This is a genomic window from Shewanella sp. 0m-6 (assembly GCF_052977325.1).
In genome coordinates this window covers 1-14,701 of record NZ_JBRIMD010000019.1, presented here as the reverse complement: position 1 = coordinate 14,701, position 14,701 = coordinate 1, and the positions used below count along the sequence as shown (strand labels likewise).

General features: G+C 43.4%; 13 protein-coding genes. 4 read left to right on the top strand and 9 right to left on the bottom strand.

Annotation, left to right across the window (positions count from 1 at the left end):
* Positions 1–27 precede the first annotated feature (27 nt).
* Positions 28–1,206, bottom strand: coding sequence for a chemotaxis protein (locus tag ACVBJC_RS14410; protein ID WP_447161547.1), 1,179 nt, complete (start codon positions 1,204–1,206; stop codon positions 28–30).
* Between the two features lie 274 nt (positions 1,207–1,480).
* Between ACVBJC_RS14410 and ACVBJC_RS14405 the strand changes: the two genes are divergently transcribed.
* Positions 1,481–1,720 (top strand): DUF1289 domain-containing protein, encoded by a 240-nt coding sequence (locus tag ACVBJC_RS14405; RefSeq protein ID WP_447161598.1) that lies wholly within the window; start codon positions 1,481–1,483, stop codon positions 1,718–1,720.
* Positions 1,721–1,820: 100 nt separating this feature from the next.
* On the opposite strand, the gene ACVBJC_RS14400 is transcribed toward ACVBJC_RS14405, so the two are convergent.
* The 6 genes from ACVBJC_RS14400 to ACVBJC_RS14375 all read right to left on the bottom strand — a co-directional run bounded on the left by ACVBJC_RS14400 (position 1,821) and on the right by ACVBJC_RS14375 (position 10,419).
* On the bottom strand, positions 1,821–2,183 hold the full coding sequence (locus tag ACVBJC_RS14400; RefSeq protein WP_447161546.1) for a YajD family HNH nuclease: 363 nt from the start codon (positions 2,181–2,183) through the stop codon (positions 1,821–1,823).
* A gap of 79 nt (positions 2,184–2,262) precedes the next feature.
* Positions 2,263–4,239 (bottom strand): BCCT family transporter, encoded by a 1,977-nt coding sequence (locus ACVBJC_RS14395; RefSeq protein ID WP_447161545.1) that lies wholly within the window; start codon positions 4,237–4,239, stop codon positions 2,263–2,265.
* A 602-nt stretch (positions 4,240–4,841) separates the two neighbouring features.
* The gene (phoU, locus tag ACVBJC_RS14390) at positions 4,842–5,552 is read right to left on the bottom strand and encodes a phosphate signaling complex protein PhoU (protein ID WP_447161544.1); all 711 of its coding nucleotides are present in this window, start codon (positions 5,550–5,552) and stop codon (positions 4,842–4,844) included.
* Positions 5,553–5,573: 21 nt separating this feature from the next.
* Positions 5,574–6,392: a phosphate ABC transporter ATP-binding protein PstB gene (gene pstB, locus ACVBJC_RS14385; RefSeq protein ID WP_447161543.1), complete on the bottom strand. Its 819-nt coding sequence runs from the start codon at positions 6,390–6,392 to the stop codon at positions 5,574–5,576.
* Positions 6,393–6,423: 31 nt separating this feature from the next.
* Positions 6,424–8,076: a phosphate ABC transporter permease PstA gene (pstA, locus tag ACVBJC_RS14380; protein ID WP_447161542.1), complete on the bottom strand. Its 1,653-nt coding sequence runs from the start codon at positions 8,074–8,076 to the stop codon at positions 6,424–6,426.
* An 87-nt stretch (positions 8,077–8,163) separates the two neighbouring features.
* Positions 8,164–10,419 (bottom strand): ABC transporter permease subunit, encoded by a 2,256-nt coding sequence (locus ACVBJC_RS14375; protein ID WP_447161541.1) that lies wholly within the window; start codon positions 10,417–10,419, stop codon positions 8,164–8,166.
* 260 nt (positions 10,420–10,679) lie between these two features.
* Here ACVBJC_RS14375 and ACVBJC_RS14370 point away from each other — a divergent pair, with 260 nt between their 5' ends.
* The 3 genes from ACVBJC_RS14370 to ACVBJC_RS14360 all read left to right on the top strand — a co-directional run bounded on the left by ACVBJC_RS14370 (position 10,680) and on the right by ACVBJC_RS14360 (position 13,248).
* On the top strand, positions 10,680–11,180 hold the full coding sequence (locus ACVBJC_RS14370; protein WP_447161540.1) for a glycine cleavage system protein R: 501 nt from the start codon (positions 10,680–10,682) through the stop codon (positions 11,178–11,180).
* A gap of 337 nt (positions 11,181–11,517) precedes the next feature.
* Positions 11,518–12,102: a hypothetical protein gene (locus ACVBJC_RS14365; protein ID WP_447161539.1), complete on the top strand. Its 585-nt coding sequence runs from the start codon at positions 11,518–11,520 to the stop codon at positions 12,100–12,102.
* Positions 12,103–12,429: 327 nt separating this feature from the next.
* A complete protein-coding gene (locus ACVBJC_RS14360; protein WP_447161538.1) occupies positions 12,430–13,248 on the top strand; it encodes a DUF2797 domain-containing protein in 819 nt (272 codons plus the stop codon).
* Between the two features lie 166 nt (positions 13,249–13,414).
* On the opposite strand, the gene ACVBJC_RS14355 is transcribed toward ACVBJC_RS14360, so the two are convergent.
* Positions 13,415–13,828 carry a hypothetical protein gene (locus ACVBJC_RS14355; protein ID WP_447161537.1) on the bottom strand — a complete coding sequence of 138 codons (414 nt, stop codon included), beginning with the start codon at positions 13,826–13,828 and terminating at the stop codon, positions 13,415–13,417.
* A 73-nt stretch (positions 13,829–13,901) separates the two neighbouring features.
* Positions 13,902–14,474 (bottom strand): DUF4136 domain-containing protein, encoded by a 573-nt coding sequence (locus ACVBJC_RS14350; RefSeq protein WP_447161536.1) that lies wholly within the window; start codon positions 14,472–14,474, stop codon positions 13,902–13,904.
* Positions 14,475–14,701: the final 227 nt, after the last annotated feature.

Here is a 14,701-nt window from a genome sequence, read left to right as displayed (position 1 = left end):
GTTTAACATGTCATCGGCTAGATCCGATTAAGCTTTTTGCTTAACTTCGGGTTTTGAGGCGTTTAGCTTTTTAATTTGCATACGCTTACCTAACCACACCCCTAGGCCTAATGGCGCGAAAAACACCACCAGTAGGAAGAGTACGAAGTACAAAATCAAGCTCTTAAGAGTCTTGGTCAACTCCTGAAAAACCACCTCTACCGCATTTTGTGAAATCTGCTCTAAGTCAATCGCCGCTGCTGCGCGCTCACGAGCAACCATCGCTTCTAGGGCAATACGCTCATTCTTCACCATAACTTCTAGCGCCTGACGCTCAACCGACAACTGCTTTAGCTTATCATCGGTACTGGCACTGAGTTGATCTAATAGCGGAGTGAGCTCTTTACGCATATCAACGGCTAAACTTTGCATCATTTCAGGGCTTTGTGCCATTAACTGCTGGAACTTAGCTGAGGTATCGCTAATATTTGTTAGCGTGCGCTGAATTTCATCGGCATTAATGTTGGAATGCAAGGCATATAGCTCGGCTTTCCAGCCTAAGATTTTTGGCATCTGCTCGGCGATCATCGCCATACGGTCAGAGATATCACTCATCACCTCAGGGACGGTGCCGAAAGTCGTCACCGCATCAAACTCACTGATCTTATGGAACTCAAGCCATTCGGTAAATGCCGATTCCCGTGCAAACGCCATATCCTTTATGGGGTGGCTCGCAGCGTATTGCTTCACAAACTCTTGATTCTTTTTAAAATTAGCGCCACCTAGATTTTTAATTGTGCGCTCAAACTGATCTCGTAATTTGATGCTGGTCTCAACGGCGACGGGTTGTTGCTCTGCAAATAAGTTTTTGCCCGCTCCCGTTTCAAAAAACTGTGCCATCTGCTCGGTAAACACCCAAGTATCAATCATCGCTGCTGTTGGTGATGCTTGAAAAATCGTGTGTTGTAGATTCTGCTCGGCGTTAATCTTCCACATTAAGGTGTTTGACTTAATCGCAATACTGTCGGTATTACGCTCTATCAGATCAGCAGCGCTCTCTACCTGGCTATAAAAAACCGTACTAAAGTCGCGACTAAAAACGCGCATATTGAGTTGATCTTTTGGCAACGGCTCAATGCCGCTTTCCAATTTAATTTCTAACAGTGAACACGCACTTGTCAGCAACGCGACAACGGCTATCAAACAAAAGCGAAACATCGCTTTCATAACTCCTCCAGAAAATACACAGTTCATTAGAATTTATTTGAAATTCAATTAAAATAGTTTATTAAAAACATCAGCTTATAATTCTACCACCGGACATCAACAATACCTATCGCTATGTCTACTTACCTCATTAGCCATATTATGAATTAGCCACGTCAATACCAATGTCAAAGCCAAGCTCTAGGCCAATGAAAAGAGTTTCACTTGTAAGCTAATTCTAGCTAACTTAGAATCTGCCGCAAATTCGAACAAGAAATACAACACAAACCTTATGATGCAATCACCTTGTGTGGCCAAATGCGGCTTAAATGATGAAGATTATTGTATGGGCTGTTATCGCCATATCGATGAAATAGTCGGTTGGGGGCAGGCAAGCGATGAACGTAAAGCGCTCATTTGGAAAAATCTGGCTGAGCGCAAGGCCAAGATGCAAGGCGGGGAAAATAGTGCCATCCTCAGTCGGGCCAAATGGATTGAAGCCCAGAGCAGACTAGAACGCTCAGAGGCCGATTAATCAATCCTGTTCCTGTCCTAAATATATAAACACATCCCAGGATGAGATATTTAATACAAAAAAAGCCGCTCATTCGCGGATTTTTTAAACTCTTTACGGTCTACTTTTTCAGCATACTCTTCAAATCCGCAAATGGATTGTAAGTCGCAGCTTCAACTTTGTTTTCTGTCGTAGAACCATACTGAATAAGCTCTTCAAACTTAGAGTGCTCATTGTCATGACAATAAAGGCACAACAGCTCCCAATTAGAGCCATCTGATGGATTATTATCGTGGTTATGATCACGATGATGCACCGTCAACTCTCTTAGGTTGGCATTGTTAAATTCACGAGTACAGCGGCCACAGACCCAAGGATAAAGCTTAAGCGCCTGCTCACGATAACCCACTTCACGCTTGGCTTTATACTCTCTCGCCTCAGCTAATACTCTATCTAACTTACTTTGCCCTTGATTGGTCGACATGCTGTTTCTCATTAAAGTTTGTTACCTAGAGCCAATTGTATCACTGACCCTAGGTACTTTTCACCGCAAATTACGCGAATTATTTAGCTTCGCTACCTAAGTACTCTGAGCTTGAAAGATGTAGGTAGTGCAAGTACTTTTCGTACTGCGTCACCACATCTGCCAGTAGCTGATCTTGAGTAAAGCCCATTACATCGTAATGTTGACCACCGTGTTCTAAGAATACTTCCACACGGTAGTATTCGATATCACCGTCAGCCACTTCACTTTCGAGCGGATTGGTAATGCTAAATGCGCGGGTACGTAGACCGTAAACGAAGTCATTATGATCTTCACTTGGAACCACAAAGCGTACACGGTTATCAAAGTTTAAAATCTCAGCCGTAATTGAGCGACTTAAGAAGCTATCGCGTACTTTTGTTAATGCTGGCTGAGCCACACTATCAAGGAAGCTCTGCGCTTCTTCTTGGCTCGGATGCGATAGTAAAACATCAATATGCGACTCCCAGCTCACATTGGTCTTGGTAAACTGCACACTGGTATTATGTGATTGCACGCTGTTGATTTTTAACCAGTCATCTTTAAGCGCAATGTACAGACCGAAACACATGAGCAGCATAACGATAAGGAACGGCAATGCACTTGCTATCGCAGCAGTTTGCAGCGCTTGTAAACCACCGGCTAATAACAAAACAGAAGCAACTACACCTTGCATTAATGCCCAGAAAATACGCTGCCAAACAGGTGCATCATGATCACCACCAGAGGTCAGGTTATCGATAACTAACGAGCCTGAATCAGATGATGTTACAAAGAAAGTCACCACTAAACACAGTGCAATTGTCGATAACAAGGTTGAAAATGGCATATGTTCAAAAAACACAAACAAGGCCACCGATACGTCTGACGATACCGCGTCAGACAGATAGGTTCCGCCATTTGAAATCACTTCAATAGCGCTGTTACCAAAACCTGTCATCCAAATAAAGGTCAATGTCGATGGAACAAACAATACGCCCACCAAGAATTCACGAATAGTACGGCCGCGCGAAACGCGGGCAATAAAGGTTCCGACAAATGGTGACCATGAGATCCACCACCCCCAATAAAGAAGGGTCCAGCCACCAAGCCAATCGTTCTTCTGCTCATAAGCATATAAATTAAACGTCTTACCGACGATATCGCTTAAATACGCCCCCGTGTTTTGTACAAATGCTTGCAGTAGCTCAACTGTAGAGCCAAATAGTAATACACATAGGAGTAACAATACCGCAAGCACTAGGTTGAGCTCACTTAAACGTTTAACGCCTTTGTCTAAACCTGAAAACACCGAAACCGTCGCAATCAGACATACACCGATAATCAAAGCCACTTGCACAGTGCTATTAACCGGCACATCGAGTAAGTAATTAAGGCCTGAGTTTAACTGTAATACACCAAAACCAAGTGATGTAGCCACACCGAACATGGTACCTAGCACCGCAAAAGTATCGACAGCATGACCAATTGGACCATAAATCTTGTCACCAATCAGCGGATACAATGCACTTCGTGGCAGTAGAGGAAGCTTATGTCGATATGAAAAGTACGCCAAACTCAATGCAACAACCGCATAAATTGCCCAAGCATGAATACCCCAGTGGAAGAAAGTGATCTTCATGGCGTCTTTTGCCGCTTGAATCGTCATTGGGTCGGCATCGGGGGGAGACAAGTAATGCATTACAGGCTCTGCCACACCAAAGAACATTAAGCCGATACCCATACCCGCTGAGAACAGCATAGCAATCCAGCTCTTATAGGTGTAATCAGGCTCTGCGTGATCTGGGCCTAGCTTGATATCACCGAAGCGACTTACCATGACAAAAATAATAAAAATCAGGAAAACGGCAACACCTAAAATGTAAAGCCAGCCCGCTTTAAGTTCGAACCAGGATTGAGCTGCTTTGAAGACGTCTTGTGATTGAGTCGGCCACACGGCACAAACAAATACCATTAACGTTATTAGAATGACTGAAGAGAAAAAAACTGGTGGATTAATACTCGATTTTATCGACATAGAATTACCGCAATAAATAAAGAACACACAACATCGCCTAGCGTTGTGTGAAAGGGCCGCCAGGACTTAGAAATGTATTACCAAATATAAGCACACACCGACGGGATCATTATTTTGTGGTTTAACCCGCTGTGATACTCACCTTAGAATGATTAGAAAATCTCGAGCATCATCTGAAACTAGCTTCACCTAATATTAGGATCACGCAAACTAAAGATAGCACTGTCGATTAATTAACATCTATTACCAATAGTGATAAATACCCTTTCTTTTTAGTTGCTTTCAACAACCAAAAAATAAGTACTTACTTACCGCTAAAGGCTAACAAATCATATTGAATAGCCCAACCCAAAATTGCCGTGTAACGACATGGTTCAACTATTAAATAGAATTTGGCTCACAGGTTTTAACAACACAAAATTCACTTACACTATACATTATTTATCGAGTCGATGTTTTCGTCTATAGCGCAGAAACAAAAAAAGCAGCTTATCGCTGCTTTTCTAATTAACTCAATTCAACATTTAACCAGAATTGTGAACTCAATCTCACTGCGTTTTTTTAACAACTCAATCAAAGCAAAACACAATGACTCAAAAACCTTAAAGTTTAAGATCTTTTTCCATCTCTTCGTATGAGATATGGCGTACATCTTTACCTTTCACATAATAGATAATGTACTCACAAATGTTCTGACAACGGTCCCCTACACGCTCAACAGCACGGGCGGCCCAAAGCACATCTAACACTTCAGGAATAGAGCGCGGATCGGCCATCATATAGGTCATCAGCTGACGAATAATGCCTTCATACTCTTTATCAAGCTTAGTGTCTTCTTTGTGCAGCTCAAATGCGACATCGGCGTCCATTCGAGCAAGAGCGTCGAGGGTTGAATGCAAAGTACGTGTGGCATGACGCCCCATGTTTTCGATACTCACCAATAAAGGCTGCTGATTTTTAGAGCGCTTATCCATGGCCGCTTTGGCAATTTTTACGCAGGCATCACCAATTCGCTCTAAGTCTGTAATAGTCTTAGAAATAGCCAATACTAGACGTAAATCACTTGCTGCTGGCTGACGCTTAGCGATAATGCGCGCACATTCTTCGTCAATCGCCACTTCCATACCATTGACTTTGTGATCGCCTTCTATCACTTTTTGCGCAAGCTCGGCATCTAGCGACCCAAGGGCATCTAATGACAGCTCAAGTTGACGTTCAACCAAGCCGCCCATCGCCAACACGCGATTGCGAATATCGTCAAGCTCAGCATTAAACTGACCAGAGATATGTCTATTTAAGTTCATGTTTTCCATTGCTGTAACTCCCTATCTCTCTTAACCGTAACGGCCAGTAATATAATCTTCCGTCTTCTTCTTTTTAGGCGTCGTAAAGATGGTATTGGTATCAGCATACTCAATCAGTTCACCCATATACATAAAGGCGGTTTGATCTGACACGCGCGCAGCCTGTTGCATGTTATGCGTAACAATAACAACGGTATATTTTGATTTAAGATCGGTGATCAACTCTTCAATGGTCAAGGTTGAAATCGGATCCAATGCTGATGTGGGTTCATCAAGTAATAATACTTCAGGTTCAATCGCAATCGCCCGAGCTATCACCAAACGTTGCTGCTGACCGCCAGACAAACCAAAAGCGTTATCATGCAGCCTGTCTTTTACCTCATCCCAAATCGCAGCGCCACGTAATGAACGCTCGGCAGCATCATCAAGTTCGCGGCGATTATTAACCCCTTGCAGGCGCAAACCATAAACCACGTTCTCGTAAATCGATTTAGGGAATGGATTCGGACGCTGGAATACCATACCGACGTTACGGCGTAGCGCGGCTACATCGACCTTTTTGTCGTAAATATTTTGGCCGTGCAACATGATCTCACCACCAATATGGCAGTTATCGACCAAGTCGTTCATACGGTTAATGCAGCGAAGTAAGGTCGACTTACCACAACCACTCGGACCGATGAAAGCCGTCACCTTTTTCTTAGGGATCTTCATCGATACATCAAATAGTGCTTGTTTGTCGCCATATTTAAGATCTAAGTTGCGGATCTCTAAGGCTGTTTGTTCTTTTGTTAGGTTTTCTAGGTCTAGCATATCAGTCTTCATTACCGATTGATCTATTGAAATCATGTTATTTCCTACTGCTTAGGATAATCGTCAATTAATGCTCAAGCGAACGATATTTTTCGCGTAAGTGGTTTCGTACACCAATGGCAGTTAAGTTAAGTGCCACAATTACCGAGACCAAAAGGAACGAAGTAGCGTATACCAAGGGACGCGCCGCTTCTACGTTAGGGCTTTGGAAACCAACATCATAGATGTGGAAACCTAAATGCATGAACTTACGTTCTAGATGCACAAATGGGAAATTCATATCAATAGGCAATGTCGGCGCAAGCTTTACCACCCCGACTAACATCAGCGGAGCAACCTCACCTGCCGCACGAGCAACTGCCAAAATTAACCCCGTCATAATGGCAGGGCTGGCCATTGGGATAATAATGCGCCATAAGGTCTCTGCTTTAGTGGCACCGAGCGCCAAACTGCCCTGACGAACAGAACTTGGAATACGGCTGAGGCCCTCTTCTGTTGATACGATGACAACAGGCAAAGTCAAAATAGCGAGGGTTAACGCCGACCAAATTACACCAGGCGAACCAAAGGTCGGCGCTGGTAGTGCTTCAGGGTAGAACAGCTGATCTAGCGTGCCACCAAACATATAAACAAAGAAACCTAAACCAAATACACCGTAAACAATCGATGGCACACCCGCTAAGTTAATCACCGCAATACGGATCATCTTAGTAATGGGGCCTTTCTTGGCATATTCGTGCAAGTAGATAGCGGCGATAACCCCAAATGGCGTCACAATTACCGCCATCAACATAACCATAAACACGGTACCGAAAATCGCAGGGAATACGCCACCTTCGGTGTTGGCTTCGCGTGGGTCGTCACTGACGAACTTACCCACTCCAATAAACCACTGGCCAATTTTCCCCATCACACCTAAACGGTTGGCATAGGTCACATCTAAGATAGTATCGAGTTTTAATGTCACCTCTTCGCCACGCATGTCACGAATAATAACCGAATCTCTACCCGCTTCAGTTTTAAAGGCAAAGAACTCTTTTTCTACGATTTGATACTCGGCATTTAACTTAGCGCGCTCAGCGGCTATCTCGGCTTTACGACTGTCGGTTAAGGCGTTATCTAACTCATAACGACGAGACTGTAGACGTAAGTTTTCAAGCTCATAGTTAATTGAACCAATCACACTTTTTTGCAGAGCAAGCGCTTCATCGTTCAGTTTAACCGCTCGCTCTATATGGCTTTCAAAATCCGCTTCAACATTTTGGGATGATAATCGCTTACCGTCCTCGATAATCGCCACAGGGAAGCCATAGAAGTCACCATTTTTACTGCGCTCGATAACGGCTATATTTTCAGGCTTAGAACGAGAGATAATATCTGTTGCTAAAATCCAGCGAAAATCTAACCCAACAAACTCGCGGTTACCGGTTTTAACCAGATAACGGATGACGTTCTCGCCGACTTCTGAGTCAAACTTATGCCCAGCAGCAAGCAGGCGCTCTGTTGGCACTTCCTCTTTATCGTAGATTTCACCAATAAGTGTATAACGCTCACCTTGTTGGTTCTTCATCTCCCACTGATAAATATCAGCAGGCCAGAAGTAACTCAGACCACGCCAAGCAATTAATAGCAATAACCCGAGTACCGCAATCAAACAGATACTGACTGCGCCACTGGTCATCCAAATCCAAGGAGACCCCGATTTAAACCACTTACCCATTAGCTAAACCTCTTAAAGCGACAGGTGAACGAGTACTTATATATGTCGTCATAAAATTCATTTTCTTATCATCCATAACAATACGCTTTAAAGTGAGCTATAACGTTCACGTAGACGCTGCCTCACCACTTCTGCAATCGTGTTGAAGAAGAAAGTAAAGATAAATAGCACAAAGGCCGCCAAGAACAACACACGATAATGCGAGCTACCAATCGCAGACTCTGGCATCTCTACCGCGATGTTAGCCGCCAGTGTTCTCATGCCCTCAAACACGCTCCACTCCATAATCGCCGTATTACCTGTGGCCATAAGTACAATCATGGTTTCACCCACCGCGCGGCCAAGGCCCATCATGACAGCTGAAAAAATACCAGGGCTTGCCGTCAGCAATACCACCCGAGTTAATGTCTGCCATGTGGTTGCACCCAGTGCCAAACTGCCGTTTGATAAGTGACGAGGCACCGAAAACACTGCATCTTCTGCGATAGAGAAAATCGTTGGGATAACCGCAAAGCCCATGGCGATGCCCACGACTAGCGCGTTTCTTTGGTCAAAAGTAATGCCGAGCTCGTTGGTGATAAACATACGAGTATCGCCGTCAAATAAGGCCAACTCTAGACCAGGGCTAATAGCAAACGAGAACCAGCCAATGAAGATAATCACAGGCAGTAACATGAGCTCTTGATAGGTTTCAGGTAAGCGTTGCTTCCACTTTGCAGGCAGCTTGTACCAAGCAAAAGCGGTACTTAAAATCGACACCGGCAGCAAAATGAGTAAGGTCAATATTCCGGGCAAGTTATCTTCTATCAATGGGGCTAACCAAAGACCGGCTAAGAAACCTAAAATAACCGTAGGTAGCGCTTCCATTATTTCAATGGTCGGCTTTACGATGGCGCGCACTTTAGGCGACATAAAGTAAGCGGTATAAACGGCGCCTGCAATGGCTAAGGGGGTGGCAAAAAGCATGGCGTAAAACGCCGCTTTCATGGTACCAAACGCTAACGGCATTAGGCTGAGCTTTGCTTCAAAGTCATCCGAGCCCGACGTTGATTGCCACACATATTGAGGCTCAGGGTAACCTTCGTACCACACCTTCTCCCACATGGCGCTCCACGACACTTCAGGGTGACTGTTCGATACACTAAATAGATGAAGCTTGCTGCCAGCTTCGACGATCAAGGCATTTGATCTCGGACTAAAACCGGCAGTACCAGGATTATCTAGCCCAAAGTTCATCGAGAAGAGCTCTCTCTCACTGGTGGTATAAAGCAAGCTTAAGTCACCGTCTTCTGTAATGGTGGCAAAGCTTTTTCGATAAAATTCTGAGGCTACGCTCTTAATATCGCCATGGCCTTTAAAGTTACGGATCTCCTGGTATTGACGACCTTGCTCACCATTCACTTGAAAATACTGCTGCACAATTCCTGTGTCATAACTCACCAGTAACGAGCTAGCGCCAGCAAGTAGCGTCACATTTGTCACATTTGCCTTAGCGCGCCCCAGTGACAGCACTTGGCTAAGTTGCACAGCTTCTGCATCACGAATATCGTAAATAAATAGTTTATTGTCAGAACTTAAAATAAGTTGGCGCTGGTCTGGTGTCATCAGCTGCTGCTGAACATTAACCGGTGAGTCAGGAATAATACTATTATATGATCCCCACTCCACCTCTTCGGTCATCATATTCTCTTCACCTTCCTGGCGAGAGAGATGCCACGCTTTGTCGTCTGTCTGGTACACAAAGCTCATTTTGTCGCTACGGTAACCAAATACTAAATGATTTAGCGCGCGAGATTGTCGATCCGCGGTTAATACCTCATTGTTGTTATAAAAACGAAGTTTAGGGGTGATCAAGCGCTTATCATTTGGATAAGTGACCTCAAATTCAAGACCAGCAATAATCACCTGGCCATTACTCAGTCCCAGCGCAAAGCGTTGCTCACTTGGCGCTCCAGCCGAACTACTGACAATCTCTGTTCCCGCTGGCGTATTAATTTGTTCACTGCGTATTAGTTGAGAAGTTTGAGTGTCATAAAAATCGACTTTGCCAAGCTGAGATACGCGATACATGATCTCATTTTGCTCATCACTTCCTACCATCAGTGCAGGCTTTGGGTCGTAATACTCAGCGCTCACGACCGGTGTCACTTCGGCACTATCGAAGATTGGCTTTATCACATAAAGTAGATAAAAGAAGATCAGTAATAGCGCCACAAACACCATGATCCCACCAATGGTGACACCTATTTGGGCTGCTTTATCCTTGATTGCTCTGCGCGAAGAACCATTATTTATCAATAGGTTTTTCGTAGCAGGTCCAGGTTGAGATACCTGAGTTTCCATTAAGAACCTCGATTATTATAAAGCCAGTTAAGTTTTTTAACTGGGATTGCATTAACGACTATGCTAACACTAATGTTTTAAAACAATTTTTGTGCACGCGTAAATTTATGTGGAGCATTATATGACGCAAAAATGACACTAGTGTTACAGCGGTTAACTTATACTGTTCCGATTTTGAATTTGGCTATATTAGGCGTTAACCCCCTGCAAAACCAGGCAATAACGATCGACTATTTAGATAAATAAGGGAGTAATATCAAATGTTAAAATACCTAGTTACCCTACAAGCAAGCGATAGAGAAGGCTTAGTTGAGCAAATAGCCCATGCGGTTAGTCGCCATGGTGGCAACTGGCTAGATTCTGAACTACGTCATATCGATGGTATTTTTGCAGCGATCCTACTGCTGGAAGTCCCAGCCGCTCATTGGGATGAATTGATCGAAAATCTCGAGATGCTTGAGGGAGTATCGTTAACCTACTCCAAAACCAGTAAGCCACAGGCTAAAATTAAGCATGTAAGTTACTCCCTCGTTGCCTATGACAGACCGGGTTTAGTACATGAAATCTCAAATAAAATCAGTTCACTTGGGATCAATATTGAGCATATGAGCACACGTTACGAGAGTGCCAGCCATTCGGGTATAGCCCTGTTCAGAGCCGATTTTAATGTGGGAATGAAAGATGCGAGTGATGAAGAGCAATTGACCCAAGCGCTCCACAGCATAGGTGATGATGTACAGCTAGATAAGCTGTCAGCGTAACCTTAACACAAGCCTGACTCGCCGCAGAGTCAGGCTTGTGTTAAAAAAGGGGCTAGATGTCGGTCTCATAGTCTTCGTAGTCGTAATCTGCTTTATTGGTATTTAACTCCCCTGTACAAATCAGATAACTAAAAGCCAAGCAATGGCATCAATAACGTCGGCATTAGGCTGTAAATTGGTTACATTGACGGCAGTTAAATGCTCATGCTAGCATCGGCGGCGATCAACTCTTTAATCAACTTAAACATCTGAAAAATAAGCTTTAAAAAACCAATGAGGACGTTCTTCGTCATTCAAATGGAGTAAAATATCAACATTACTTATCTGCGCCGCATTAGTGTTTTTCCTGCTATTTGCAACGTTAGTAGTCGGTTCGACTCAACTTGTCTCATCAAAGCTAAATGCAGATAAAGAGTACAATCATCTTAAGTACCCCATTCATATTGTTCTGGTCGAAGAAAATGAGTTTGCCTATACTTATTCAGCAGAAAAAGGACAGCAGTTACAGCCACCAGGTACACATTTTACCCTTGATCTGCAGGTAGCTTTATTTAATACCTCTGCAAGAACGATAGAAATCAATCAACCACCTCTACTCGCTAAAGATATTGCTCATAGAGATTATCACTTAACCTTGAGCATGAGTTATCAGCTCGACAGTAAGCAGATCCCACAAGTCATTCCAACAAAACACATCGACACCGAAGCCAAGCATATTAGTGCAGCTGCATTTAGAAACACCATCGCAAGCTACTACTTGGCAAAAGACCTGCCTAAGTTTCAACAAGAGGCATGTGATGATTTGAAAAAACGCATTCAACAAAATCTATTAGCCCAAGGCTATCTGCTAACAACAATACATTTTGGCAATTTAACGACTCGAGACAATCCAAAACTGGAGTTAAGCCTCGGTCAATGCTAACCCCCTAAAATAAGTGTTTCCAAAAATAAGTGCCTAAACCAGGTTTACGCACTTATTTTAACCGAACCTATTCGCTCATCAATCCCGGCTTACTTTGCGACTTGTCCTCGCGCCTTTAAATCAGCGAGAATTATTTTTGGCGCTTACAAGTCAGTACCATGTATCCCCATATCATAATCATTGTAATGTCATAGCTCTGAACTCTGAGCCATAAGCTAGATGTCATTGCAATCAAGCATTCCCACACTAGCAATCGAAAAAACCATTCCAAAGCTGGTATAACAATCTGTTAGACTAAGCGTAAATCTTAAAAAGAATTAAAATGTCATGCTTGGAACCTTAAGAAAAATGCGCAGCCACTTGGATGAGAATCATCTAGTGCAATATCAGCTACCTGTTGGCGAAGAGTTACTGGATCTAAATCCATTAATTGGTCAACAACTGACATTAACTCATACCGGTAAAATCCTCTGTTGTAGCTGTGGTAAGAAAACTAAAAAGAGCTATTCACAAGGCCACTGCTATGTTTGCATGCAAAAACTTGCGAGTTGTGACATGTGTATTATGAAGCCAGAAACGTGCCACTACGCTGCGGGCACCTGTCGTGAGCCATCTTGGGGTGAGGCTAACTGCTTCGTACCACACTATGTGTACTTATCAAATACCTCAGGTGTAAAGGTCGGTATTACCCGCCATACCCAGCTACCTACCCGTTGGATAGATCAAGGTGCAACTCAAGGCCTGCCTATTTTTAAGGTAGAAACACGCCTACTTTCAGGTTTAGTTGAAACCGCGCTAGCTGAAATGATTGCCGATAAAACTAACTGGCGCACCATGCTTAAGGGCAACGCCGATGACTTAGATCTAAAGCAACAGGCTGCAACGTTAATTCCCCATATAGCAGAGCGTTTAAAAGAGATCACTGCAGAGCACGGCGAGTTTGCAGTGTCGAAGCTTGACGAGCAAATTCAAACAATTAACTACCCAGTTAGTGTGTTTCCAACCAAAATCAGCTCTCATAACTTTGATAAAAACCCTGAAGTATCGGGAGTATTACAAGGTATTAAGGGCCAATATCTAATCTTTGATACTGGTGTGATTAATGTGCGTAAATTTGGCTCTTACGAAGTCAGTGTGAGTTATTAACCCTAGCTCACAGCTATAACGTCAAACAAAAATGCCCTCTAAGCAGGGCATTTTTATTGCTGAGGTGAAGTTATATTCATTGCGCGTTGATTATCGTCTAAACGGCTAAATCTAAGCCACTAAATCCAAACTGCCGTTCTAAGTGGCTGGATCTAAGTGGCTGGGTTTAAGTGGCATCAGGAAACTGCCCTAAGATTTGCAGCTTACCTTTTTTGCTTACGCCAACCACACCTAGAGTTTGGCTACCGACGCTATCATAAGTAAGCTCAATTGATTTAAGCTCTCCCTTAGGGACACTGATACTCCGGCTCGACAACCCTTTTGTAAGGATCCCGAGGTTATCAACCTCCTTCTTACTGCCATCAGCCATTATCAATACGATTTTATGTAAGTTAACCGTCCCCTGAATGCACTTCATCTTTATGTGACTAACCTGCTTTTCAGTTTTTTTCGGTGTGACGGTATCGGTTTCCGTTTTGTAGCTGACCGTTTTTTCACTGATCTGGCTCCACTGTCCAGCGTAGGCGTTTACGCTACACACAAACCCAAAAATCAAGGCTGGAACAATTAAAAACTTCATCGTAATCTCCCTTTACTCTTACTATTCAAATTATCAGTTACGGTGCAAAAGCCTGGGCTTACCAAGCAGACTTTTAAACAACCGGCACAGGTTTTAGCATAGTCGAAAGCAACTGTTCAAAACGTTGCTCTCTTTGTTCAGGGGTTTTATCTAGCTCAGTAAAACCTTGTGCGAGCACTCGCCAAACCGGCATTGGATTATTAGGCGTAAATAGCGCTACTAACACTGAGCCTTTTTCATATTTATCATCGACCCCTTGCGTAGATAAACCTGCAACTAAACCTGCCCGTTTTAATATTTCTTTATCACTCATTTCTGACTCTAACGCCAAGCCAAATCCAACCAATACACCTGGAGTTTCATTGGCTCTTGCTAAATGATACCCCTTGGCCTCCATAGACTCCGTAATAGCATGCTGCATATGATTGATAACGACTTGATTATCGATTTCGTCACTAGCATGTACAGCAAACATAGTTGGGTGCCAGGCAAAGGCTGTAGAAGATTTGTTTAATAGAGCAAGGTTCCCTGTCGTCACCATCGTTGTGCGTGTCGCAGCCATTTCAGCTTCGACATTGTCAGAGCTTGTACAGCCAGCTAAAAAAGACAGCCCGAACACTATCAAAAAGATATATTTTTTAATCATAAGTTGAAAATCCCTCTATTTATCTTGCACCAGCGTAACAGGTTAAACATTAACCTAACCTGACTTGCAGTGCACTGTCGACCATTAACGGTTGATTTACGAGCGCCTTTAGACTGATTTTATTCACAAATAAAAAAACCGACTCCTTTGAGTAATGCCGTTCACTTAAGGTGAACGGCATTTTTATTTTTGGCATACCGTTGAGGCCTTGGTTTTACTGTTCTGGG